We start from the raw sequence: 25,412 nt of genomic DNA, 5'->3' as shown, positions 1-25,412 counted from the left end.
CCATACAGTGAGTAAGACCCAAAAGTCGCGACAATTGGTTTCAAGGATTGCACACAAATGCGGTTTACCCCACAATAGCCTTTAACGCTCGGGAGCTTTCACTAAGTGGTGCGCTAAATTGTCCACAATCGACAGCCTAACTAGCACGAGCGCATTGGTATTAATAACAAAACGAAAAAACTATCATGAGTGACGAGATCATCATTAATCGCGATGGGGTAGAGCAACTTCCTCTTCGACGTTTCACCGAAGACGCTTATCTAAACTATTCCATGTACGTCATCATGGATCGTGCACTTCCACATATTTCGGATGGCTTAAAGCCTGTTCAGCGACGCATCATTTATGCGATGTCAGACCTAGGGTTAAATGCAAACGCCAAATATAAAAAATCGGCGAGAACCGTAGGTGATGTGCTGGGTAAGTTTCACCCTCACGGCGATTCTGCCTGTTATGAGGCGATGGTGCTCATGGCTCAGCCTTTCTCTTATCGCTACCCTTTAGTAGATGGTCAAGGTAACTGGGGTGCGCCGGATGATCCGAAATCGTTTGCTGCCATGCGTTATACGGAAGCTAAGCTCTCGCGCTTCTCTGAGGTGCTGCTGAATGAACTTGGACAAGGTACGGTAGATTGGGTACCTAATTTTGACGGTACGCTAAACGAGCCTAGCGTGCTTCCAGCTCGCTTGCCACATATCCTATTAAATGGCGTGACAGGGATTGCCGTTGGCATGGCGACGGATATTCCTCCTCACAACGTGAGAGAGTTGGCCAACGCGTGTGCCATGTTGTTAGACAACAGCAAAGCCGAGCTTAGCGACGTGCTAGAACACGTTAATGGACCTGACTATCCTACCGAAGCTGAAATTATTACGCCAAAGGCTGATATTCAAAAACTGTACGAGACTGGGCGTGGTTCTATAAAAATGCGCGCGGTGTATATGGAAGAAAACGGTGATGTTGTCATTACCGCTCTACCTCACCAAGCGTCTGGTGCCAAGATACTAGAGCAAATTGCCGCGCAAATGCAGGCGAAAAAGTTACCGATGGTAAGCGATCTTCGAGACGAATCGGATCATGAAAATCCAACCCGTTTGGTGATTACGCCTCGCTCAAATCGCATCGATGTAACTCAGCTGATGCAGCATTTATTTGCAACTACCGACCTAGAGAAAAACTACCGGGTCAACTTGAACATGATTGGCCTAGACGGTCGCCCTCAGGTGAAAGATTTACGTACGATTTTGTCTGAATGGTTGCAGTACCGAAAAGATACCGTGACGCGCCGCTTGCAATACCGTTTAGATAAAGTGTTAGCGCGTTTGCATATTTTAGAAGGTTTATTAATTGCGTTTTTGAATATCGATGAAGTTATCGAAATTATTCGCACGTACGACAAACCAAAACCAGAATTAATGGCGCGATTCGGTTTAAGTGACACACAAGCGGAAGCAATTCTGGAATTGAAGCTTCGTCACTTAGCCAAGTTAGAAGAAATGAAGATTAAAGGCGAGCAAGATGAACTTGCAGAAGAGCGCGACAAGCTCCAGCAGCTTCTAGGCTCAGATCGCCGTCTTAAAACCCTAATTAAGAAAGAAATCCTTGCAGACGCTGAAAAGTACGGTGACGACAGACGCTCACCTATTGTTGAGCGTGGTGAAGCTAAAGCGCTGTCTGAAAAAGAGCTGGTACCTGCTGAGTCTGTAACCGTTGTGCTGTCAGAAAAGGGCTGGGCACGCTGTGCAAAAGGTCACGATATCGATGCGGAAGGTTTAAGCTACAAAGCTGGTGATGCCTATTTATCCAGCGCCGAAGGCAAGAGCAATCAGCCTGCCGTGTTTATGGATAGTTCAGGTCGTACTTTCTCTTGTGACGCTCATGGATTACCTTCTGCACGAAGTCAGGGAGAGCCGCTAACAGGCCGCTTCAGCATAGTGGGTGGCGAGTCATTCCAACACGTCATTATGGCGCAAGACGAAAGCAAATTCTTAGTAGGTTCTGATGCAGGCTACGGCTTCGTCGGCACATTTAAAGATATGGTGAGTAAGAACAAGGCAGGTAAAGCCTACTTATCATTGCCTACTGCGGCGAAAGTGATGAAACCAACACCGGTTACAAATCCAGACTCCGACTGGTGCCTAAGTATTTCTAATGAAGGTCGCATGCTCATGTTCCCACTACGCGACTTACCAAGTTTAGGTAAAGGGAAGGGGAACAAGCTTATCAATATTCCTTCTGCAAAATCGCAATCTCGAGAAGAGTACGTGAAGGTGCTTGCTGTTGTACCTGATGGTGCCGCAATTAAAGTGGGAGCCGGTAAGCGCAACATGACACTGACGGCTGACGACCTTACCCACTATCAGGGAGAAAGAGGCCGAAGAGGGAATAAATTACCGCGAGGACTACAGCGGGTTGATACGGTTGAAGTTGTCTTACCCAGCAAGACCGAAACATCTGAAGATTTGTCATAAAGTTTAAGTTGTTCTTATGCTTAGGTGAACTACACTCAAAAGGGATTAGATGAGGAATTTACATGCTAGGCATAGTTTTTACATCGTTAATCGATATGCTAGAGGAGAAAGTTTCTCCTGAGTTTGCTGACGATGTCATCATGGAAGCTGGGTTAGAAAACGACGGCGCTTATACCGCAGTGGGCTATTACCCGTTTGAACAAATGCAACGCCTGTTAGGTGTGCTGGTGGAGAAAACGGGTAAGTCAGCTAACGAGCTACTCTACGATTTTGGCTATTACTTATTTGGTAAGTTAGGTGCAGTACATGGCGACGTGCTAGCCAATACAGAAGGCATGTTGGATATGCTGGAGCACTTGGACGGCGACATTCATGTTCAGGTTAAGAAGCTCTACCCAGACGCCGACCTACCCCGATTTACGGTGATATCCAGAACCGATAACACCATGCGCTTACAGTATTATTCTGAAAGAGAATTATATCCTTTAGCAGAAGGCTTGATGGACGCAGCCGCAGCTCATTACAACTGCACCCTGGAAAGGGAAACCCATCAACTAGATACGCCTCATACCTACGAATTTAGTATATCTCTCGTTTAACGGAGGCATGTTATGTCAGATGGAACAACGCATAGCACGCCTTCTGGTAGCGACCGTGCTGCGTTACTTGAAAGGCGTTTAAAGCGAGAGCGAAATGCGAGAGAGCAAGCCGAAGCTTTGCTGAGAGAAAAGACGCAAAGTTTGTATGCTACGCTTCAAAAAAGCCAAAGTGCACAGAAAGATTTGGAACTTGCACTATGGGCGTCGCAGGAGTCTTTTTGGAATTGGGAGGCAGAGAATGACATTATGGAATTTCGCTCATTCTCACTACATTCTGAAAGTGTATCTACCTGGTCAGGCACCTTAATTGAGCTTCTAGAGCGGGTACATGAGGACGATTTAGACGGCCTGCAGTTTCACTGGAGCATGGCGCTACACGGCAATCGTGACCGTATAGAGTTTTCCTTTCGCTTAAAGCTCGACAGCGATTTTCAGTGGGTAAGGCTGCGCGGGCGCGTGCTAAAGCGTGGAAAAGCGGGTGAAGCGCTTCAAATTGTTGGTACCACAAAAGACATTACTCAACAGCGAAAAGCTGAACAATCGTTTCACCTAATGGCCTCTGCTTTTGCGAGCTCACGTGAGCCCATGTTAGTACTCTCACCTGATCTTGTTATCACAGAATGTAACGATGCATATATTCAGCTGATTGCTGCGCCTTTCAAAGAGCAATGCATTGGTTTGGATTTCAACCAAATATTCATTGCTGAGAAAGTCGATAAAGTGCAGTTGGCGCTTGATAAACAAATTCGCTTCGAGTCGAAAGTGAAGACGCAAAACGGTGAAATTAAGGTTGTCGATATCTCGGTGGCTTTGTTTGAGACCTACCAGCAAACGTCATCTTATTTGATTGCCACAATGCGCGACATCAGCGATAGAAAACGCAACGAAGCCAAACTACGTCAACTGGCATTGCACGATGAGTTAACCGGCCTTTCCAATCGCAATTCGCTGCGTGAGTCCATCTCCGGGTTAGTACAAAAAGAACAGCACTTTATTTTGGTCTTTATTGATCTGGACGGGTTCAAAGCAATTAACGATAACGCAGGGCATGAAAGAGGGGATATTGAGCTTCAGCGCGTAGGAGCGCTCCTTACTGCCATATTCGGCCCGATAGGGGAAGTCGGCAGGTGGGGTGGTGATGAGTTTATTGCCGTATTGCCTAATCAGAATGTTGAGGAAATTGCTGAACGCTCTGAGCGGCTTATCAGCCAGATAGAAGAAGACGCCATAACCGTAAAAACGTCGGAGCTTAGGCTGTCTGCCAGTATTGGCATTGCTGAATTTCCAGAACATAGTGATAACCTAGAAAGCTTGGTGCAGTGTGCCGACGCCGCAATGTACCGTGCGAAAGAGCTGGGTAAAGGGCAGGCGTTTATTTACGAGTCAGGTCTCTATGAGAGCATGACCCAGCAGGTCAGTATGGTGAATGACTTGCGCAGAACGGTAGAGAACCACCTTCTCGATTTCTATATTCAGGGTAAATATGATCTAAACGGCGAGTTAAAGGGCGGTGAAGTACTGTGTCGCTGGATTTCAGGCTTGCACGGTGTTGTATCGCCAGCAGTGTTTATTCCCATAGCAGAAGAGCACAAGCTGGACAGCGCCATTGGTCTTCAAGCGCTGGAAGCGGCATGTGATTACATTTCAATAATGGAATCGCAGCAGGGTGACGCCATTCCTTTGTCTGTGAATATCAGCGCTAATCAGATGCTTGACCCGGAATTTCCAAATCAGGCAATGTCTATCTGTATGGATAATGATGTGTCTCCCGAATTTATTGAGCTAGAGCTCACTGAGTCGGTCTTTATTCGCGATGAAAAATCAGCACTTAGAGCATTAAACACGTTGAGAGAGCATGGGTTTAGACTGTCTCTGGATGATTTTGGCAGTGGTTTTTCATCTCTTAGCTACTTGCGAAGTTTCCAGTTTGAAGTGGTTAAGGTGGATAAAAGCTTAATTCAGGGTATTCACCAAGATAGCAAAGCCAATGCGCTATTTAATGGTTTGATAGCCATGTTAAAGAGTTTGCAAATAGATGTGGTGGCTGAAGGCGTAGAGTTGGAGTCTTATTTGCCTTTCATGGAGCAGGCCGACATTCAACTAATGCAGGGGTTTTACTTTGATAAACCAATGCCTTACGACCAGTTCTTGGCAAGGCATACTACTGAGCCTAATCGGTAATGTCTTCAGCTAAGCATAAACAAAAAAAGCCCTATCGGGCTTTTCTTAATGACTAAGCAAGCTCGTTACTTAGCATTGGTGCTTTCAAAGATTTTATCTGCCGATGCGGCAACAAAGCCTTTGTAAAGCTTACCATCAGGCATTTCATAGCGTTGTGCAAACTCGTAGAAGCAGCTTGGAATTGCCACAGTTTCGTCGCTAAACGCTACGTCAGCACGGTCAGCCATCGTTGAAGATTGCGCTAAAAATACATCTGGCCCACCTTTAATTTCGCCGCCAGAGGTGTTTAGCACAAAGCCTGCTTCTTTAAGCAATGTGTTTACGTCGGTAAGCTCGTCAGTACGGGTTAAGTGATTAACACTTACCGTAAAGTGGTTAGCACGGAAGCCCCATGCTGCCATCCACGCCGCGTATTCTGATTCGTTAAGCAGTGTGTCGTATTCTGCTTTAGTAACGTCCCAATGCTTACCCGAGTACAAGAAGTTATCTGCATCCACTACAGACTCAGGCATTTGATCAACCATCTTCTTGATAATTGCTTGAGCAGTTTCAGAAAGCTCATTTACACGAAGCTCACTAATAAATACTTTTGGTTTAGTATCGTCAGGGTGCTCGAAATGCTTTGCAGTAAGCTTTTTCGCTTCAAAGTCATAGTCGCCTTTAGCTTCATAACCCAATGCTAAGAAGTGCGCAGCAAGCTTGTCTAAGCGGGTTTTATCAAGAGCAAAAGTTCGAAAAGCTACATGGTCGTTAACGATGTCGTTCGTGTTTTCTTCACCCGCCAAAAGTGCATGAATTTTATGCGCTGAGGGAGTGATGGTAACGTAATCGTCCCACATGTTGCTAAACAACGTATCGATGTTGCTATGCATGGTGGTAGGGTCCTTTCTGTCGTTGACTATTTTTAAACGAATAGTTCGTATAGGGTTGGTACTAAACTGGCCGACACAAAAATCATGTCGGCCTTTTTGTAACGTGAAAAGCTTGGGTTACATCGACAAGCCTGGGCTTAATTTGCCCGGCATAGTAACTTTATCAAGCTCAACTGAAGCAACTGGATACGCACAGTAGTCAGCTGCATAAAACGCGCTTGCTCTGTGGTTACCACTGTCGCCCACGCCACCAAATGGCGCAGCGCTGCTTGCACCTGTAATAGGTCTATTCCAGTTTACGATGCCCGCGCGAATGCGTGCGAAGAAGTAGCGATAATCTTCTTCGTTGTCGCCTAGAAGACCTGCTGATAAGCCAAAGCTGGTGTTATTTGCTTCTGCGATAGCTGCGTCAAAATTGCTGTAACGAATCACTTTAAGTAGTGGACCAAAGTGTTCTTCGTCAGGCAGTGAAGCAAGCATGTCAGTCACATCAATGATGCCAGGAGTAGCAAAACCTTTGTTCTCATCTTTTTGTTCAAGGCGAACCAGTACTTTACCACCAAGGTTTTCAAGCTCTTGCTGTGCTTTTACCATCAGTGCAGCGGCATTGCTTGAGATCATTGCGCCCATAAATGGTTGATCTTCAGCGTCATAATCACCCACCTTAATATTCTTGGTCACTTCGATTAAGCGAGCAAGGATTGCATCACCCTGTGCATCGGCTGGTAAGAATAGGCGACGTGCACACGTACAGCGCTGACCGGACGTAATGAAAGCAGATTGAACGATGTCATGTACGGCAGCATCAACATCAGCCACATCTTTAACAATGAGTGGGTTGTTTCCACCCATTTCAAGAGCCAAAATTTTACCTGGGTGACCTGCGAACTGCTCGTGCAAGATTTTTCCTGTGCGTGAGCTACCCGTAAAGAAAAGACCATCGATATCGTTATGCGACGCCAAAGCCTTACCTGTTTCAACTTCACCTTGTACTAGGTTGAGTACACCCGCTGGCAGGCCAGCAGCATCCCATAGCTTCACCATTTCTTGTGCAACCATAGGCGTCAAATCGCTTGGTTTAAACACAACTGTGTTACCTGCAATAAGGGCTGGAACAATGTGTCCGTTTGGCAGGTGGCCAGGGAAGTTGTATGGGCCAAATACAGCAACAACGCCGTGAGGCTTGTGTCGAATGAAGGCTTTACCTACAGGCATTGGGTTTTCAACGTTACCCGTGCGTTCAAAATAGGCTTTTTCAGAAATACCAATTTTGCCCATCATGGCGCCAACTTCAGTGGCAGTTTCCCACTCTGGCTTACCCGTTTCTTTAGCCATAGCTTTGGCAAGGTGCGCTTTAGCTTCTTCTAGCTTAGTGCCATAAACCTTAATAATCTCAAGACGCTCTTCAACGGTTTTCATGCTCCATACTGGAAGTGCAGCACGAGCAGCGTTAATTGCGTCATCAATTTGAGAGGCTGTCGCAGACTTACCTTCCCAAATCACTTCGTTTTTTGCAGGGTCAATTGACGCTAAGTCATGACCTTGTCCGGCAACCCATTCACCGTTGATAAAATGTGTATGTAGCATAGTGGGTGTCCTTTTAATCTCTGAATGTAACGGGGGCGAAGCGTACGTGCTCTCCCTCTTTGACATTCAATGCAGCAGCGGCTTGGCGAGATAGCACGGCAACTTGCTTTTCTTCGCTTACCGTCATCTCGGTGGCAACTGCACGAAAATCAGATACTGATGTATTAATGATGTAGTGCGTTTGCCCTTGGGCAGCAGCGCTATCGTCAATCACTACAGGCAGTTTTAAACTCGACTGAGCCGTGCGGATGTGGCTTAAGTTTGCTTCTACCGTCGGGCCTGCGTCGAAAATGTCTACGTAGCCGCGGCAAGAAAAGCCTTCTTCTTCAAGAAGCTGAAGAGCAGGGCGTGTTTTGTCATGGACTTCGCCAATGACTTCTTGCGCTTCTTTGCTAAGCAGATTTACGTATATCGGGTACTTCGGCATAAGTTCAGCAATAAACACTTTATTACCAATGCCTGTTAAGTAGTCAGCAGTAGGAAAATCCATTGAGAAGAAATGGGTTTCCAACCACTCCCAAAATGGTGAGCGTCCTTCTTCGTCACTCACACCGCGCATTTCAGCAATAACTGTCTCTGAGAAGCGTTCACGGTGCTCCATCATGAACAAGAATCGAACCTTTGAAAGGAAGCGGCCGTTTATGCCGCCGCGGGCTTGTTCGCGAAGAAACAGCGTACATATTTCAGTAACACCGGTGTAGTCATTACAAAACGTTAGAATGTCTACCGTGTTGTGAATGTTAAGCTCGCGCGAGGCGTGCACTACTTTGCTTAGGTGGTAATGATAGAACGCATCGTCTATACCAACAGCCGCTTCAATACCTGTTGTTCCCACTACCTGTCCGGTAGTGGTATCTTCCATTACAAACAAGTATGACTCATCGCCAGGTTCGGTTACGTTTGGTTTGTTAAACGCAGTTTCTGCACGATCAATTTTACGCTGCAGCAACTCGTCGTTGACAGGTAAAGACGTAAAGCCAATACCTGATTCAACGGCGATTTCTTTAAGCGCGTTATAGTCGGCCTTCGTGATAGGGCGAATGATATTCATGTTCGCTACTCGTGTTGTAATTATTCGGCGTTTACAACGGCAGCAACGGCGCGTTCAAAACGTGCAAGACCTTCTTTGATGTCTTCATCAGGAATAACCAGTGAAGGTGCAAAACGAATAACGTTCATGCCAGCAACAAGACACATAAGGTTCTCTTTCGTTGCAGCCATCATGAAGTCACGTGCACGGCCTTGGTATTTCTCATTTAACGCACAACCTAACAGCATGCCTTGACCACGTACTTCTTCAAATACGTTGTACTTTTCATTGATAGCACCTAGTAGTTCACGGAATAAGGCCTCTTTCTTAAGTACACCTTCAAGCACTTCTGGCTGGTTCACGATATCTAACGCTTTTTCCGCAACAGCACAGGCTAGTGGGTTACCACCGTAAGTACTACCGTGGGTACCTGGCTTAAGGTGTGCAGCGATGTCTGCTGTGGTAAGCATGGCACCAATTGGGAAGCCGCCACCAAGAGATTTAGCGGTTGTTAGGATATCAGGTGTTACGCCAAGACCCATATAGGCATAAAGGTGACCAGTACGACCAACACCCGACTGAACTTCGTCAAAAATAAGTAATGCGTTGTGCTTGTCACAAAGCTCGCGAACGCCTTTTACGAAATCTACATCAGGTGGAATAATACCGCCTTCACCCTGAAGCGGTTCCATCATTACCGCGCAGGTTTTGTCAGAAATTAGCGCTTCAAAGGCAGCTAAATCGTTGTAGTCACAGTGGTCAACAGCGCCTGGCTTAGGACCAAAACCGTCAGAGTAAGCAGCTTGACCACCTACTGTTACGGTAAAGAAGGTACGGCCGTGGAAACCTTTGTTGAAAGCGATGATTTGGTTTTTGTCTTCACCGTGCTTGTCCAGCGCCCAGCGACGAGCTAGCTTCAATGCTGCTTCGTTCGCTTCTGCGCCTGAGTTTGCGAAGTAAACTCTATCTGAAAACGTTGCGTCATTTAGCTTTTTAGCTAAACGAAGGGCTGGCTCGTTAGTGAAAACGTTGCTTAAGTGCCAAAGCTTGCTGCCTTGTTCATTAAGAGCTTTCACAAGCTCTGGGTGACAGTGACCTAAAACGTTAACTGCAATACCGCCTGCAAAGTCGATGTACTCAGCTCCATCTTGATCCCATACGCGTGAACCTTCACCTCGAACAGGTACCATACCTGCTGGGTTATAGTTAGGAACCATTACATCATCAAATGTAGCGCGAGTTACGTTCATCTTTGTTACCTCTGCGTTGGGCGCCAATCACACTGTGTGATTTGGCTTATCGAATCTATGAGCACATTTTAGTACTACTTTGGTCGATAAGCGTTAATTGGGCGCGTAAAAACTAATCGGATTTGTTCAGCAGTATGCCATTTTTTTTAACATTTGTCTTCTATGCAAAGGGCTGCAGCCCTTTATTTATAAGGACTGTGGCTTAATTTGCAGGAAAAGTGAATAACTATTAACTACTGGGCTATATCAATTAGTAATAATCAATTTTTGCGCTGAGAAAAGGGCTGCATACGGGTTTTAATGCACTGTGAGGCAATAAAAAAGGGGGGATAGGACTGGAAGCCTTACCTGTTTAATGTCGCTAAAAACGGGCAAGGCATTGAGCAACCGTCAATAATTTGGGGCATCATGCACATGAAATGAAAAAGGTGCATAACGAGTGCATGAATATCCACTAAAAAATTAATGATTCTCTTCGTTTTTCACCAAAGGAAGGGTGAAAATATCAATAGTTTTGAGTTTTTCGAGTGCACCTGCAGGGTAGCGTTGCTCCATGAAAAGCGGCTTTACTTCTTTCATTTCAACAAGCTTTAACTGGTGTAACATCCGAATTTGTGTGTAGGTTCGGGCTTGATGAAGTACCTTACTGAGTGTTTTAGGCTGTGCGGGTACTTTATCGGCACACGCTCGCATAGGTTCTGCAATAGGCAAGCGCATTAAATGCATCCACTCCAGAATATCCGCGCTGACTGCATCTGCGAATTCTTGCTGTAGAGCAATAAGGTGGTTGGCTGAAGGAGCCACTTTGAGTAGCGCTTCATGTCGCTTTTGCTCTTTGTCTTTCTGGCATTCTTGCAACAGGTGTAGCTGAATTTTATCGAACAGTTTGAAGTAAAGTCTTGTTACGACACAACGCCCCAAATTACTGAGCATCGCAAGGGTATAAGCCTGGTTTTTGTTTAAATCCGTAAGTGCTGCAAGGCGTTTCGCCGTTATGGCAACGCCAGTCGTATAAGGCGTAAGCTTTTGTTTAATTAGCGGGTAAGGGTCGGTAATCTGAGGCATAGCGCGCTTTAAAATGAGCGACGGTATCAATGTGCGTAGGTTTTCAATACCCAAAAAGCTCAATGCTGTGCGCAGTGTCTCTACCACAATGATACGCCCACGGGAGTCTTTGCGTCTAAATTGTGGAGTATTCACCACAACGATTAGTTCATCATAAAGCCATGGCATTGTTGCGGCAATTGGCTCTAGTTTCGAAACCGAGCATGCTTTCACGGAAAGTGCATCAAGAAGCTCGCCGATGTTTTCGGGCAAGTTAAGTACGTTTTGAACGAGTTCGTCGGTATAGCCTAGCTGCTCTGTTAATTCACCTAGAAGGATCTCGTGAAGATGGTGACTCACTGATTCAAGGTATGACGCTTCGGTTTTCTCTTGAAGGCGCTTGTTTTCAATCGCCACTTTTTCAACGTGCAGTAGCAGCCTGCGCGCATCACCTTGCTCCGATTGCTCGAAGCTTACCTCTCCCACCTTGCGCCTTCCTAGCATTTCCAGCACTCGCTCTGGCGATATGATCATATTTTCAAAACGATCATCTATCGTGGGCGGTGTGGTTGCCCCCATTGTCATATTAAAAGCACTCCTGCTCATAACTTTTTGGTGAACGGCAATATTATCGTACATCAGGGGCCTTTATTACTTTCGCTACGGTAATGATGAAAATGGTAGCTACTGCTTGCAAGCAAGCCTTATTTACCCTGCAACTGTTGATATTGCGTGTGCGATGCTTCGTATAATCTTTATTCAGCGCATTGGCTAAAACGAATTATGAAAAGTTAAACGAAAAATCAGTGAATTGCGAGTAATTCTGGCCTTCAAGCGTAACCTTTTACACTATAAAAGCGTATCGGCATCAAACTCGTATACTTAAATTGATTTAAACTGAAGAAATGCATCCAGTACGCTATGACCGTGTTCGGTAAGCAGTGACTCGGGGTGGTACTGCACGCCCCAAATAGGGTGATGATTATGGGAAATTGCCATGATTTCCTTTGTGCCCTTTGCGGTTTCACACCATGCATCAACACTCAGTGAGGCAGGTAGCGATGCGGGATCTAAAACCAATGAGTGGTAGCGCGTCACGTTAAACGGGTTAGGTAAGCCTTTGAACAGGCCACTGTTGCGGTGTGTTAGGGGGGAAACTTTTCCATGCTTAATCTCTTGTGCACCTACTACCTTGGCACCAAACACTTGACCTATAGCTTGATGACCCAGGCATACACCTAAAATAGGAATCTTGCCTGCAAAATGTTCAATCGCAGATAAGCTGATGCCTGCTTCGTTTGGCGTGCATGGTCCCGGTGAAATAACTAACTGTGAAGGCGCTAAGCGAGATATGTCGTCTAAGGTCAGTGCGTTATTTCGCACCACTTCAACGTCGACGCTGAGCTCAGTGAAATACCGAGCGAGGTTATGAGTGAACGAATCGAAGTTATCAATTAACAGCAACACAGCAGTGCTAGTCCTTGGTATTTCTAAGTTGCGAAGGTTTTAGCCATGAAGGATTAAATGAACCCTTCATGGCGTGTAGCAAGATGTTGGAATTCGGCTGTTATGGCTTTGGAATAAAGCCGACCGCTTTGTATACTTTAGCCAAAGTTTCAGCCGCTCGCGCTGACGCTTTCTCAGCACCCTGACGCATTACGTCGTCAAGATATGCTCTGTCTGCGCGAATTTCAGCATAGCGGGCCTGAATGGGTTCAAGTAGAGCAACCACAGCGTCTGCAACATCACCTTTAAGGTGGCCATACATTTTGTCAGTATATTCAGGCTCAAGCTCTTTAATTGATTTACCCGTCGCAAGTGAAAGTAGGGTCAGTAAGTTAGACACGCCTGGTTTTTCAGTTGGGTTAAAGTAGATATTAGCTTGCTCGTCAGAGTCGGTCACGGCACGTTTGATTTTCTTGGCTAACTTCTTAGGATCTTCTAATAAGCCGATGAAGTTATTCGGGTTGTTGTCAGACTTAGACATCTTCTTTTCAGGCTCTTGAAGGCTCATGATGCGCGCGCCAAAGTCTGGGATATACGGGTCAGGTAGACGAAATACATCGCCGTATAGATTGTTAACACGTGTAGCAATGTCACGAGTCAATTCAAGGTGCTGCTTCTGATCTTCACCTACCGGTACTTTATCTGCTTGGTATAGCAAAATATCTGCTGCTTGGAGTACAGGGTAGCTGTATAAGCCTACATTAATGTTATTTTCGTTCTTCGCAGACTTATCTTTGAATTGAGTCATGCGATTAAGCTCACCCATTTGGGCGTAACAATTCAATACCCAAGATAGCTGTGCATGTTCAGGCACATGGGATTGCAAAAACAGAGTACTTTTTTGTGGATCAATACCGCAAGCAAGGTAAAGAGAAAGGCCGTCTAGACAAGCTTCAGCAAGCTGCTTAGGGTCTTGTCGTACAGTAATAGCATGCAAATCCACTATCATATATAAGCAGTCGTGGTCGTCTTGCATGGAAACCCACTGTTTAAGTGCACCCATATAATTGCCAAGGGTAAGTTGTCCTGAAGGCTGACAGCCACTTAATACAACGGGTTTATTACTCATTTCTTTTTACCTGTAATACGTTAAATACTGTGAAAATAAAGCTTGAGAAAATAAAGCTTCAAAAATTATGCTTTAGACAGTGACGCTAGTTCATTGCGCATTTGCTCAATGACATCGCTGTAGTTGGGTTGAGAAAAAATAGCCGAACCAGCCACAAACATATCCGCGCCCGCTTCCGCTATTTCGCGAATGTTATCGACTTTTACGCCACCGTCAATTTCAATTCGAATATCGTAGCCGCTTTTTAATACACGCTGTTTCACCGCGCGCACTTTATCTAAGGTGCTAGGAATAAACTTTTGACCACCAAACCCTGGGTTAACCGACATAATAAGAATGTGGTGCAGTTTGTCCATGGCGTGGTCAAGGTAATGTAGTGGCGTTGCTGGGTTAAATACGAGCCCCGGCTTGCAACCTGCATCGATAATAAGCTGTAGAGAGCGGTCTATGTGCTCAGACGCTTCTGGGTGAAAACTAATATAGCTGGCCCCTGCATTCGCGAATTTTTCAATTAAGTCATCGACGGGCTTCACCATTAGGTGCACATCAATGGGAGCGGTAATGCCGTAGTTTCTTAACGCCTCGCAAATCATTGGCCCAAACGTAAGATTGGGTACATAGTGGTTATCCATTACATCGAAATGCACCACATCAGCGCCAGCCTCTAATACCTTTTCTACGTCTTCGCCAAGTCGTGCGAAATCGGCCGATAGTATTGATGGAGCAATTAGGAATGGTTTCATTGCATGTCCTTTCATTCTAAAAACAACAAGGTGCGTTGCCACTTACGTTTCACCTTTGCGAAAGTTTACCCAAATCCGTGCTTCTTTACTATGCAAAGGGTTAATCAGCGTTAATTTCACGGAAATTTAAGATAAACGGACTTTGTCAGAACGTTGCCCAATTTTGGTGAGCGCGCGTTATGTTGGTGCATTTTTATGCAGCGTTTTTTTGTTTCGGTGACAGCGGATGAATTTTTTAAGTGAAATAATAATTTAAATTTCAATTGGTTAGTTTATTTTTTGCGAGTTTTTTTGATGAACCATAAATGGGCATCAACTTTGCGTTATCCAGACCAAAAAAGAAAACACAGACAGAAAAAACGAATTACAACAAGTTTGAATTTGACTGGAGAACACACATGAAAACATCTACAAAAAGAACAATACTTGCCGCTGCTATTTCTTCAGCGTGTCTGTTAACAGCCATGCCTAGCTATGCAGAAGGTTCATTCACTGCTAACGCTAGTGCAACCAGTAACTACATCTGGCGTGGTCTAACACAAACAACTAACGAAGCCGCAGTACAGGGTGGTATCGATTACGCGCATGAAAGTGGTTTTTATGCGGGTACGTGGGCATCAAATGTAAGCTATGAATCAGACGACATTTACTCTTATGAGCACGACATGTACTTTGGTTTTTCTGGCGAGTCTGAGGGTATCGCGTACGACTTTGGTTACCTTTATTACAACTACGATGATGAAGCAAACTTTGATTTTGCGGAAGTTTACGGCACCGTAGGTATGGGTGGGTTAAGCCTTACTGTATACCTTTTAGCGCACACTGAAGCTGACGAAGGCGAAAATCAAGACTTCGGTTTTGCACAAGCATCGTACACCTCGCTTGATTACAGCATGGAGATCTTAAACGGTACGGAACTTGGTTTCCACGTTGGCTATCACGAAGGCGATTTCGCTGAAGCATTTAACGGCGTAGAGGGTTATGCGGACTACGGTGTTTCGATCGCTAAAGATGGTTTTAGCTTCGCTGTAACTGGCACTAACTTAGATGACGACGGTGCCGATGCATTGGATAACGACGCAGTGAAATTTACTGTAGCATACTCTATGGACTTCGAACTGTAATGACCTTGTAGAGGCCATTGGATGGCCTTTATCAAAACGTTGAGTACTAAAAGCCTAATGTGTTTTCGTTAGGCTTTTCATTTTTCAAAAAGCAACGCATTTTTAACTTGTTCGTAACCTGCTTTTGATTATAATGAGATTAATTTTTAAACGAGTGTAAGGAGTATTCAGGATGAAGGTTCTTCCATTTTTTGCGATTTGTGGAGCGGTAGCGCTTGTTAGCGTTGCGGTTACAAGTACGCCAAATTCACACTCGTCAGTATGCGAATTCCAACCCGTTACGGAGTTCAACCCCAAGTTGCCCGCAAGCCATATTCAAAACCAATGTGCCCGTCATCAAGAGGGTGTTGAGGAAGTCAGTTGGCTGTCATGGATAGCGGGGAAATCATCCTCTTTCCAATTCCACTTTTTAGACCTACTTGAGTTGATGCACAGCGACGAAGGTAATCGAGATTTCACCTCACCTGCTAACGACACTTAGGGGAAAATTATGCAGTCTGGTACTGGTTTTTGGTCAGTTCTAGGTAGTGTAGTTGCTAGTCTATTTGGTGTTCAGAGCCATAAAAACTACGAACGTGACTTTACTAAAGGCACCTTTATCAGCTTCGCCGTCATTGGCGTAATCTTGGTTGTGCTGTTTGTTGTTACGCTTTTTATGTTCGTTAAATGGTATACGGGCTATAGCGCATAGCAATTGCGTGAATACACATTAAAATCGTATGCGGGTAAGGCGGTCGATGCGCTACCTATAAGACGTTTTTTAGGCACCACACACTAAACTGAAGGGCGGTGAAACGTCTTCTTTTTTCGAGTGTTTCGCTTTGGTGCGACGTTAGCTGGAGGGAAATAAGCCAAAATTTCATCCACAGGCTGTCGCTTTGCACCGTTTTGACTTATCGAACGCTTAACTGACAGCATACTGAAATCTGCCCCGTGATAAAGCGACCGAGTTAGCGGTAAATCGTGATTTGAGATGAGGACGGGTATGCCTCGCTTTTTTGACGCGCGGGTGGCGAGCTCAGCCAGCTTCTCTTGAGATTCTTGTCCGAAGCTTCGCGCCGCATAGCTGGTAAACGCTGCAGTCTTGCTGATAGGAGCATACGGTGGGTCACAATAAATAACATTGCCACGCCTAGCTCTAGAAAAAACCTTTTCAAAAGGAAGACAAGTAAACGTCGCTTTTTGCGACTTTTCCGAAAACACAAACATCTCGTCTTCTGGAAAGTAAGGTTTTTTATAGCGGCCAAAAGGTACGTTAAAACGCCCTTGAAGGCTGTAACGACATAATCCGTTGTAACCGTGACGGTTCAAATACAAAAAGAGAATGGCGCGATAATATTCATCTTGTGTGGCGTTAAACTCTTCTCGTAAAGCGTAATACATTTTTTCTTCGTTGCGTTTTCCGTCGAAAAATGAGCGTGCATCGTTAATCAGTGCATCGGGCTGCGCTTTAAGGAAATTGTATAAGTTGATGAGATCAGGATTGATGTCATTAAGCAGGTAGCGTTTGTATTGCGTATTCAGAAATACAGATCCGGCACCAACAAACGGTTCAATGAGTTTATTGGCTTGCGGTAATCTGGCCTGAATATGCTCAACCAAGCTGTATTTGCCACCGGCCCATTTTAAAAAAGCCCGGTTTTTTTTCTGCATCATGCTTAAACGTTACTACCTAGACGGAATGAAGACGGTGGTTTTTCCGTGCGCCGCCGTTCCAAGGGAAAGGGTCGTCTTTATACTTTTATGCTGATCAGTATCAGATATCACCACACTAAAGGTAGATTGTAACTTTCATCAGTAAAACGGACAACCAACAAGTGTCGCAAGAACGGAATTTTGCTCATTTACTGGAAATATTATGACCACACGGTTGTGAAATGACTTAATTTTGCGCTTTGCTCATCTCTGAAAGGATTTGGTTTCCTCGCTTTATAAAAGCATTTTGTTTACCTGGATATTCGGGTAAATTTGTTCGTGCTTGTTGCGCTTGAGATAACGACGTGTAGATTTGCTTGTTAACTACTACAAACCAGTCGCCACCATAGCGCGTCGTTTTATAAATTCGCGTTTGCTCAGTTAGATTGTTTTCTCGTAGGAACTCACTGAGAACAGACTCACTTTTCATCGCTAACAACTGTATAGCGTAGTCATTTTCCCCAATCCAGCCTTCTTGACTCGATTCACTGGCCACAGTGGTTGGCGTTACATTATCGTTGACGCCGTCCGAGTTTGATTTGGCACCTTGAGCAGATTGTTGATCACTTAGCGCACCACTGCTAACCACCTCTGAACCATTGGAATCAGTGGTATTATCTCCAATCGGGGCATTCTCAAACTGGTTACTGTCTGCCTGTTCTGAAGATGGCATAACTTCAGGTAAGGATGAAACCGCATTTTCCCAATTGGTAATCAACGGACCGTTATCTGACGATTCATCAATTAACGAGCCACCAACGTCTGCACTATCATCATTGGGCGCGGAAACAAGCTCTACGTTGCCTATTTGGTTGGTTGCTTGAGTTGCTGAGTTTGATGCTGTTGTTTCGCTTTCATCGGTTTCACCATTGCCTATAAGCTTGTTATAAGCAGAGCCGGGCTCAACCTGCGTTCTTTCAGGTTCTGGCGAAGGTTGACTAATAGGCGCAAAAATCGATGCTAATTTATTACCGTACTGCCAGTAAATAAGGCCAGAAAATGTAGCAAGGAACACGCATATAACAGCGATATAAAACCACTTAGACTTTAACGGGTTGATAAAAGTTTGCGTATTTTCACGCTGTCTATTTTCTAAATGAGCCTGAAAAGCCTCGCGACGTGAAGCAATCATTTTGTCTAGCTCTGACTCGAAGCTAGGCTGTTCGCTAATGACTGACTGGCTGCTAATTATTAGTGGGGTTTCTGTATTTTTTGCAGGAAGCCACTGCTTGGCGCGCTCAGCCCATTCGTTATTCGCGAACAAAAGCACATTTAAATGCTGTTTGTTACCAGCGAACCGGCTTTGTAACACCAAGTCCCATAGTTCTTGCAGTAGTGCATCAGGAAGATTGTGGGCTTGGGTGATGGCTATAAGAATTGGACCTTCGTGACTATTTAGGTCGGAAAGTAGTTCGTTTAGAGGCCTAACGAAGCTACCCACCACTTGACCAAGAAGCTGCCGACAAAGTTGTCGACGGTAGTCAGAGGGCTCCATATTTTCTTGCGCAGTTAAATACGCAATCTCGGTATCATCGTGCTGCTGGAAGACAAAGGCTTCAAGGGTCTTTTGTTGTTGAGCAATAGACTCACCACTGACAAAAATCAGCTGAGAAGAGTAATTGACCAAATATTCCAAACGTTCATGCAGTTCACTTTGCATGGGAGTTTGCCCTTATTCACCGTTGCTTTAAAAACTGTCCTGCAACGCATTTCTTCATGATTCCAACTAACGTAGGGAAGTCAAGATAGACGCGTTGCCTGGTTGTCGCGAGGGCTAATGACTAAGAAAGGATGTCAGTAAGAATGGCGTCCGTGACGTCCTTGGTAACAACCGCTTTGCCTATGCCTTGAGGAAGTACAAATCGAATACTGCCAGCTTCCACTTTTTTATCGCGTTTCATATGCTTAACGTAGTCATCCTTTGTCATACTATTTGGGCCTGCAACCGGTAAAGCAAATGCTTCAAATAGCGACGATACGCGTCGTGTTTCTGACGCTTCAAACCACGTTAATGCTTCAGCAGCTTTACAAGCAATTATAGTACCAGCGGCTACCGCTTCGCCATGCAGCCAGTTACCGTAGCCTTGCTCGGCTTCAATAGCGTGACCGAACGTGTGGCCTAAGTTAAGAATGGCGCGTAAACCACCTTCACGTTCATCTTTTGCTACCACGTCTGCTTTGATTTCGCAGCAGCGAGAAATAGCTTGGGTAAGAATTTCAGTATCAAGCGACGTAAGCGCATCTACATTACTTTCAAGCCATTCAAAAAACGGTGCGTCGTAAATGATACCGTATTTGATGACCTCTGCCATGCCAGCAGCAAACTCTCTCGCGGGTAATGTAGCGAGGGTATCAGTATCAATGGCCACATAAACCGGTTGGTAAAAAGCGCCAATCATGTTTTTGCCGAGAGGATGATTTACCGCGGTTTTTCCACCTACTGATGAGTCGACTTGAGAAAGCAAAGTTGTAGGAACTTGAATGAAGGGCACACCGCGTTGGTAAGTTGCCGCAACAAAGCCAGTAAGATCACCAATTACACCACCGCCAAGTGCGATAAGTGTCGTATCTCTTGCAGCGTTTAGCTCAAGAAGGCGTGTCATAACCACTTCGAATTGGGCAAGATTTTTGTGTTGCTCGCCGTCCGGCAAAATAATGGTTTCAACCTGAACATTACCACACGCCGCTTTAGCGGTTTCTAAATACAGTGGGGCAACAGTTTCGTTGGTAACAATGACGGCAAGTGGGCCTTTTATATAGGCACTAAAAAGGCCAGGTTGCGAAAGCAGCCCAGCCTCTATCTGTATAGGATAGCTACGTTCTCCAAGTTCCACAGTTAAGGTTGACATTGGCGTAGCACCTCCTATTACATATTTAATTTATAAACCAATTTTACTGATAATCTGATTCGCTACAGCACGCGCACTTTGGTCGTCTGTATCAACAATGTAATCAGCAACTTCTTCGTAAAGCGGGTTGCGCATTTCTGCAAGATCGCGAAGTACTTGTTCTGGATCTTCGTTTTGTAGCAAAGGACGACGTTTGTCACGTTGTGTACGGGCAACTTGCTTATCGATTGTCGTTTGTAGGTAAACAACGATGCCGCGGGCAGATAAACGATTACGCACAGCTTTAGTTACAATAGAACCGCCGCCAGTAGCAAGTACAATACCTTGCTTATCTGTCAAATCGTTAATGACGTTTTCTTCGCGTTTACGGAAACCGTCTTCGCCTTCAAGGTCGAAGATCCAGGCAATGTCTGCACCCGTGCGGCGCTCAATTTCCTGATCCGAATCAAAAAAGTCTAGGTGAAGTTCGTCTGCCAGATGTCTACCGATGGTACTTTTGCCAGCACCCATTGGGCCAACTAAAAAGATATTACGTTTTTCAGCCATATTTGCTTATATCACAACTTAATCATGTTAGGGGCAGTGCACTGTTGCCTTACCAGCCTACCCATTGACTCGTGCCTATTTAGTGTCCAATAAGCACCACTCCTTAAACCTCGCTTAAATTTCGAGGCGGGGATTATCTCAGTTTCATGCAAGGCGTTGCAAGTTTTGTTACTAACAAATAGCGTATACCTGTAAATTTAGTTACAAAAAAAGGCTGAAAACCAAAAAAGCGCACAAAAATGCGCTTTTTTGAAGGCTAAAAATGAGGATTATGGTCTTTCAGTGACTATCTTGGGTGTCACAAAGATAAGTAGTTCTCGTTTTTGCTGAAGTTGTGACGAGTTTCTGAAAAGGGCACCAACGACAGGCAAATCACCAAACAAAGGCACTTTCGACACGCCATCAGAACTGGTTTGTTGGAATATGCCACCTAATACGATGGTTTCGCCGTTTTCTACCAATACCTGCGTTTTAATTTCTTGGGTATCGATGGCTACGGCCTCACCAGTAGACGTAGAAACGGTTTCGCCACGGGTATCTTGCGTAACAACTAAATCCAAAATAATGCGATTATCAGGCGTAATATGTGGCGTAACTTTCAGTGACAAAACGGCTTTTTTGAACTCTACTGAAGTCGCACCGCTAGACGTTGCTTGTACGTAAGGTATTTCCGTACCTTGTTCAATGTAAGCTTCATGCTGGTTAGCAACCGTAATACGAGGACTCGCAATAATTTCGCCTTTGTTTTCAGATTCTAGTGCGGAAAGCTCAAGGTCTAATATGGTGCCATCAACCAAGCTCGCAATTTGAAAGCCAATGCTACCCGCGGCGCTGGTCACAGGCAGGTTCACATTAAGGCGATTATCAATGCTAGGCACTATGCCGCCGGCAATGGTGTCTGCGCCCTCAAGGCTTCCCGACACACCATTATCGTCTTGACGGTCGCTGAAACCCCAACGAACGCCAAGCTGCTCGTCTACATCGTCAAGCACAGTAACCATACGGCTTTCAATCAGCACTTGCTTCACTGGAATATCTAACGCATTGATGGTTTTTCTTGCTTCATCAATAGAGGCTAACGTGTCGCGAATAAGTAAAGTGTTGGTTCGTTCGTCTACTGTAACACCCCCTCGCTCAGATAAGATCCCGCCCTCTGTCGACTTTAAGATCGTGGCCAGGGCAGCAGCTTTTGCATAGTTAACAGGAATATTAACCGTATGAAGAGGCGCTAAGTCTGAAACTTGCTTTTTAGATTGAAGGGCTTGGGTTTCACGAGCCGATAGTTCTTCAGCCGGTGCAATTAATAAAATGTTGCCCTCTAAGCGTTTATCCAGACCTTTAACACGCAAAATCATGTCGAGAGCTTGATCCCACGGAACGCCCGACAAGCTTATCGTTACGTTTCCTGTTACGGTGTCGGTGGTCACTAAGTTAAACCCATTAACCTGCGCAATAATTTGTAAAACTTGTCTCACAGGAACATCTTGAAAATCGAGCGAAATGGGGTCGCCTGTGTATTTCTTTTCCGCTTCCAAGGCGTCTTGCTGCGCGCTGTCCATTGGCGTTATCGCCATACGAATTACGCCGTCTTTTACCGTATTTTGAACCGTAACTGGGCCCGAATAATTAACCTCAATACGCGCCCCATCTTTATCTTCGAATGTCTCGATGGTAGAAACCAAGGTGCCGAAATCAGCCACATTAAGTTCTACCAATTGGTCTTCGCCTAACTTGGTGTTTGGTAATGTAAGGGATACTTTTCCTTGTGACTCAATAAGCTGAAGCTTTGGCGCTTGGCCCTCAAAACTCACCAGTGTTACAGCGGTATTGTTAGCTGCTTGAGTAAAGTCGATGTTTGTGACCGTGGTGGTAACGGTTGATGCATTTCGTTTAGTATCAGGGTCGACTAACAAAGGCTCTTGGGCTTTTACTGGCGAAACAAATACGGTTAATGAAAATATTGCAGCCACAGCGAAAGCCAGCCAATACCATCTAGGCACTCTACGATTCAGAGATTTGTTAAATATGTATCGTTCGGCCATGCTTACTCTCCCGCCTTCGATGCTGTAGTCATTGTTGTTGTTTTCCTTTGCCAGCAGCCCGCACCATCAGGTAATAACTGTTCAATAGTAATTGAGTCGGTGCTAATTTGCGTAATTTTGCCATAAAACAAGCCGATACGACTCCCTACTTTAGCTTTATGTAATACGCCATCGTTACTTTTCAATAATGCCCACTGCACTCCTTTAACGGCAAAGTTGCCAGTCAGTGCGAGGGCGTCCACGCCATAGGCTTCCAATGCTTCTTTAGGGCGCTGGAAGTTTGGCTGTAAACAGTTTTCTACCCGCGCTTTTGCTACTGGAGCTGCGTTGTTCTTAGGGCGATCGAACGGGCTTCTTAAGGCGCTTGCCGAATAACTAAAAGGTGGGTGAGTCTTGAATTCTGGATACGGTTCAATTTGTGGCTGAGCACGCTCTTTAACACTCTGTGTATAGGCATGCAGATCGTCGAGTTTAGGTGAACAGCCTGTTACTAACAATATGATTAAAAGAGATAAAAACGAACGAATCATTGTTCATCTCCTTCAATGTCTGTCGAGTTTTCCGAACGATAAGTTTTCGCCTGCAGCTTCAGCGACAGACCATTTGCTTCACGCTTTATGTCAAAATCGTGAAGCGTAACGATACGAGGTAAATCCGCAACTTTGGAAACGAATTCGCCAAAGTTGTGATAGCCACCGCTTACTTCCATTTCGATAGGTAGTTCGGTGTAAAACTCTTTTGGTACTTCTTGTTGCCAGTTAAGCAATTCAAACGTGAGGCCCGATGCGGTACCAACGTAAGTGATATCGTCAAGCAAACCCGGTGTTTCGTTGCTGGTTGGAAGACTTTTCAGCATAGACGAGAAGTCTTCTTTAATTTGCGCGAGTTGGGCTTGGTAAGCTTCTAAATTAGCCGCAATGCGGTACTTTGCTTCGAACTGTAACTTTAGTTCTTGTTCTTTTAATTCAGCCGCATCTTTAATCGGTAATTTGGGGCTTATTAGCATGTAGTAGCTCAACGCACCTACCAATATTGCGACAAACGCCGCCACAACAATGCGAACTTCGTTTGGCCAAATAGCGATTTGTTCAAAGTCGAGTTCGTTGAGTTCTTTTAGTTTTGAAACATCAAACTTCATGGTTATTGCGCCTCACTACTTTCTATTTCTAGCGGAGCAACATTGGGGTTTATCGAAAACGTAAGCGTAAAGTTGCTAATCGCTCTCGCTGCACTGCTGTCAGATTTAATGGTAGAAAGCTCTGCGGCAACGAACACTTTCGAGTTGTCCAGCGCGCGCATAAAGTCGGAAAGACGATTGTTCGAATCACTAGTCCCTTCAATCTCAATACGGTTATTGCTTCTGGTCATAGACTCAAAGGCCACACCGGGAGGAACGAGTTTAGCAAGTTCATCAAATACTATAGGAGCCACATTACGACTTGCTTGCAGTTGCTCAATTAATGCCATGCGCTGCTCAATGGCATTTTTACTATCTTTAACCTTTTTTATCTCTGCAATTTGCGCATCTAAAACCGCGATTTCCCGTTCAAGGTATTGATTACGCGAGTTTTGATTACTTATTTGCTGGTCGATAGCTTGACCAATGAACCAAAAAATCAATCCTACAATGGCGGCAACGGCAAGTAGCCCTGCCAAGTATTGTTGTTTTTGATGTTGGCGCTGCTTCTCTCGCCAAGGTAGTAAATTTACATGTGCCATGGCGTAAAGCTCCGGCTCGCTAGACCCGCTGCAATCGCAAGCTGTGGTGCAATTTTGCTAAGTCTCGTGGCATCAAGTTTAGGGTTTATCGACATGTTGCTAAACGGATTGAAGCAATCAACCTCTAGGCCTAAGTCTTGTTTTAAAATGTCGACTAACGGTTCAATAGTAGCGGCACCGCCGCTAAACAGTATTTTGGTGGGGCGCTCTGCATGTAGCGTGCTCATATACATTTGTAATGCACGGTTGATATTTTGCTGTAGGTTAGCGGCAAATATAGGAAGCGTATCTTCCACCCAATTTCCAGACAGCGTGCCATCAAGTAGCTGACGCTCTGCGGTTTCACGCTCAACCATATGAATGGCGCTAATATCGTTAATTAGTTGATTTAAGCCAAAGGCGTGCTCTTTGGTGTAGATGACGTCGCCGTTTTTTATTACGCATATTTGAAGTAGCGAGGCGCCCACATTAATACAGCAAAGTGGCATGTCTTCGGTATGAGGCGTATGGAAAAAGTCAATGGCATTGCCGATGGCATAATTTTCCATATCAACAATTTTGGGCTCAAAGTTAGCTTCTCTTGCAAGCAGCAAGCGACTGTCTACCAAATCTTTATGCGCAGCGGTAAGTAATACATTTACTTTTCCAGTGTGCGTTGTGCTTGGCCCCATTTCTTCAAAATCCAAATATACTTCTTCAAGCGGATAGGGAATGAGACTGTCGGCTTCGATCTCAATTTGATTTTCTAAATCGTAATCGCTTTGCTCTGGGTCCATATAGACGATTTTACTGATCACTGACGTACCAGCCACAGCAACATTTGCCAGCTTTAATTTTGTTTTTAGCGACTTTCGAATTTTCTTGAGAGCAATGCTTACTGACTCATAATCTTTAATATCACGCTCAGAGAAAGCGATTTTGTTAATTGGCTCACAGGCATACCCTTGAAGGACGAACCCGTCTTTCGATTGCTCTAACCACACCGCTTTTATTTGACGCGTGCCTATATCTAAGCCCACAATGGGCGGCAGCTTTTTCTTAAACAGCGATTTCATGTGCAAGTGTCCAGTTTCAAAGGTAGTTGC

General features: G+C 45.0%; 23 protein-coding genes. 6 read left to right on the top strand and 17 right to left on the bottom strand.

The genetic code is table 11. The annotated features are described in order from the left end of the window. Nucleotides 1-185: 185 nt before the first annotated feature. The 3 genes from parC (at nucleotide 186) to MHN00_RS04015 (ending at nucleotide 5,251) form a co-directional block, all read left to right on the top strand. Nucleotides 186-2,471 (top strand): DNA topoisomerase IV subunit A, encoded by a 2,286-nt coding sequence (gene parC / locus MHN00_RS04025; RefSeq protein ID WP_239300334.1) that lies wholly within the window; start codon nucleotides 186-188, stop codon nucleotides 2,469-2,471. 62 nt (nucleotides 2,472-2,533) lie between these two features. Next, nucleotides 2,534-3,070 (top strand): heme NO-binding domain-containing protein, encoded by a 537-nt coding sequence (locus tag MHN00_RS04020; RefSeq protein ID WP_014948016.1) that lies wholly within the window; start codon nucleotides 2,534-2,536, stop codon nucleotides 3,068-3,070. A gap of 12 nt (nucleotides 3,071-3,082) precedes the next feature. Next, nucleotides 3,083-5,251 carry a bifunctional diguanylate cyclase/phosphodiesterase gene (locus MHN00_RS04015; RefSeq protein WP_239244600.1) on the top strand — a complete coding sequence of 723 codons (2,169 nt, stop codon included), beginning with the start codon at nucleotides 3,083-3,085 and terminating at the stop codon, nucleotides 5,249-5,251. A 65-nt stretch (nucleotides 5,252-5,316) separates the two neighbouring features. Here MHN00_RS04015 and MHN00_RS04010 read toward each other — a convergent pair whose 3' ends face one another. The 8 genes from MHN00_RS04010 to rpe form a co-directional block, all read right to left on the bottom strand. Next, a complete protein-coding gene (locus MHN00_RS04010) occupies nucleotides 5,317-6,123 on the bottom strand; it encodes a DUF1338 domain-containing protein (protein WP_039217670.1) in 807 nt (268 codons plus the stop codon). A gap of 117 nt (nucleotides 6,124-6,240) precedes the next feature. Continuing rightward, nucleotides 6,241-7,710 carry a succinylglutamate-semialdehyde dehydrogenase gene (gene astD / locus MHN00_RS04005; protein ID WP_239300332.1) on the bottom strand — a complete coding sequence of 490 codons (1,470 nt, stop codon included), beginning with the start codon at nucleotides 7,708-7,710 and terminating at the stop codon, nucleotides 6,241-6,243. A gap of 13 nt (nucleotides 7,711-7,723) precedes the next feature. Next, entirely contained in the window at nucleotides 7,724-8,761 is a 1,038-nt protein-coding gene (gene astA, locus MHN00_RS04000; protein ID WP_014948020.1) for an arginine N-succinyltransferase, read from the bottom strand. Nucleotides 8,762-8,781: 20 nt separating this feature from the next. Continuing rightward, a complete protein-coding gene (locus MHN00_RS03995; RefSeq protein ID WP_014978113.1) occupies nucleotides 8,782-9,990 on the bottom strand; it encodes an aspartate aminotransferase family protein in 1,209 nt (402 codons plus the stop codon). Nucleotides 9,991-10,452: 462 nt separating this feature from the next. Then, nucleotides 10,453-11,619, bottom strand: a complete 1,167-nt coding sequence (locus MHN00_RS03990) for an HDOD domain-containing protein (RefSeq protein ID WP_039231175.1) — start codon at nucleotides 11,617-11,619, stop codon at nucleotides 10,453-10,455. Between the two features lie 297 nt (nucleotides 11,620-11,916). Continuing rightward, nucleotides 11,917-12,501, bottom strand: a complete 585-nt coding sequence (locus MHN00_RS03985) for an aminodeoxychorismate/anthranilate synthase component II (RefSeq protein ID WP_014948023.1) — start codon at nucleotides 12,499-12,501, stop codon at nucleotides 11,917-11,919. A gap of 100 nt (nucleotides 12,502-12,601) precedes the next feature. Next, nucleotides 12,602-13,609 carry a tryptophan--tRNA ligase gene (gene trpS / locus MHN00_RS03980; RefSeq protein ID WP_039225099.1) on the bottom strand — a complete coding sequence of 336 codons (1,008 nt, stop codon included), beginning with the start codon at nucleotides 13,607-13,609 and terminating at the stop codon, nucleotides 12,602-12,604. Nucleotides 13,610-13,674: 65 nt separating this feature from the next. Then, on the bottom strand, nucleotides 13,675-14,352 hold the full coding sequence (gene rpe, locus MHN00_RS03975) for a ribulose-phosphate 3-epimerase (RefSeq protein ID WP_239300330.1): 678 nt from the start codon (nucleotides 14,350-14,352) through the stop codon (nucleotides 13,675-13,677). A 305-nt stretch (nucleotides 14,353-14,657) separates the two neighbouring features. Here rpe and MHN00_RS03970 point away from each other — a divergent pair, with 305 nt between their 5' ends. From MHN00_RS03970 to MHN00_RS03960, 3 genes are all read left to right on the top strand, one after another. Next, the gene (locus MHN00_RS03970) at nucleotides 14,658-15,476 is read left to right on the top strand and encodes a TorF family putative porin (protein WP_239300328.1); all 819 of its coding nucleotides are present in this window, start codon (nucleotides 14,658-14,660) and stop codon (nucleotides 15,474-15,476) included. A 172-nt stretch (nucleotides 15,477-15,648) separates the two neighbouring features. Next, nucleotides 15,649-15,957 carry a hypothetical protein gene (locus MHN00_RS03965; protein ID WP_014948027.1) on the top strand — a complete coding sequence of 103 codons (309 nt, stop codon included), beginning with the start codon at nucleotides 15,649-15,651 and terminating at the stop codon, nucleotides 15,955-15,957. Between the two features lie 9 nt (nucleotides 15,958-15,966). Continuing rightward, the gene (locus MHN00_RS03960; protein ID WP_014948028.1) at nucleotides 15,967-16,167 is read left to right on the top strand and encodes a DUF2970 domain-containing protein; all 201 of its coding nucleotides are present in this window, start codon (nucleotides 15,967-15,969) and stop codon (nucleotides 16,165-16,167) included. An 83-nt stretch (nucleotides 16,168-16,250) separates the two neighbouring features. On the opposite strand, the gene MHN00_RS03955 is transcribed toward MHN00_RS03960, so the two are convergent. The 9 genes from MHN00_RS03955 to pilM all read right to left on the bottom strand — a co-directional run bounded on the left by MHN00_RS03955 (nucleotide 16,251) and on the right by pilM (nucleotide 25,382). Continuing rightward, on the bottom strand, nucleotides 16,251-17,132 hold the full coding sequence (locus tag MHN00_RS03955) for a Dam family site-specific DNA-(adenine-N6)-methyltransferase (RefSeq protein ID WP_239300326.1): 882 nt from the start codon (nucleotides 17,130-17,132) through the stop codon (nucleotides 16,251-16,253). 226 nt (nucleotides 17,133-17,358) lie between these two features. Then, on the bottom strand, nucleotides 17,359-18,831 hold the full coding sequence (locus MHN00_RS03950) for a cell division protein DamX (RefSeq protein ID WP_156077806.1): 1,473 nt from the start codon (nucleotides 18,829-18,831) through the stop codon (nucleotides 17,359-17,361). 121 nt (nucleotides 18,832-18,952) lie between these two features. After that, nucleotides 18,953-20,020 carry a 3-dehydroquinate synthase gene (aroB, locus tag MHN00_RS03945; protein WP_156077807.1) on the bottom strand — a complete coding sequence of 356 codons (1,068 nt, stop codon included), beginning with the start codon at nucleotides 20,018-20,020 and terminating at the stop codon, nucleotides 18,953-18,955. 30 nt (nucleotides 20,021-20,050) lie between these two features. Further along, entirely contained in the window at nucleotides 20,051-20,566 is a 516-nt protein-coding gene (gene aroK, locus MHN00_RS03940) for a shikimate kinase AroK (protein WP_014948032.1), read from the bottom strand. Between the two features lie 269 nt (nucleotides 20,567-20,835). Continuing rightward, complete coding sequence (locus MHN00_RS03935) at nucleotides 20,836-22,608, bottom strand: type IV pilus secretin PilQ family protein (protein ID WP_101563361.1); 1,773 nt, start codon at nucleotides 22,606-22,608, stop codon at nucleotides 20,836-20,838. A 2-nt stretch (nucleotides 22,609-22,610) separates the two neighbouring features. Beyond that, a complete protein-coding gene (locus MHN00_RS03930) occupies nucleotides 22,611-23,138 on the bottom strand; it encodes a pilus assembly protein PilP (RefSeq protein WP_014948034.1) in 528 nt (175 codons plus the stop codon). Then, a complete protein-coding gene (locus tag MHN00_RS03925; protein ID WP_014948035.1) occupies nucleotides 23,135-23,746 on the bottom strand; it encodes a type 4a pilus biogenesis protein PilO in 612 nt (203 codons plus the stop codon). Before MHN00_RS03925 ends, MHN00_RS03930 begins: the two co-directional genes overlap by 4 nt. A 2-nt stretch (nucleotides 23,747-23,748) precedes the next feature. Beyond that, a complete protein-coding gene (locus tag MHN00_RS03920; protein WP_014948036.1) occupies nucleotides 23,749-24,327 on the bottom strand; it encodes a PilN domain-containing protein in 579 nt (192 codons plus the stop codon). After that, nucleotides 24,315-25,382 carry a type IV pilus assembly protein PilM gene (pilM, locus tag MHN00_RS03915; RefSeq protein WP_131137956.1) on the bottom strand — a complete coding sequence of 356 codons (1,068 nt, stop codon included), beginning with the start codon at nucleotides 25,380-25,382 and terminating at the stop codon, nucleotides 24,315-24,317. The genes MHN00_RS03920 and pilM overlap by 13 nt, the downstream gene beginning before the upstream one ends. Nucleotides 25,383-25,412: the final 30 nt, after the last annotated feature.

The organism is Alteromonas sp. Cnat2-8, from assembly GCF_022348355.1.
Classification (GTDB): Bacteria; Pseudomonadota; Gammaproteobacteria; order Enterobacterales; family Alteromonadaceae; genus Alteromonas; species Alteromonas macleodii.
This window is presented reverse-complemented; position numbering and strand designations above follow the sequence as displayed.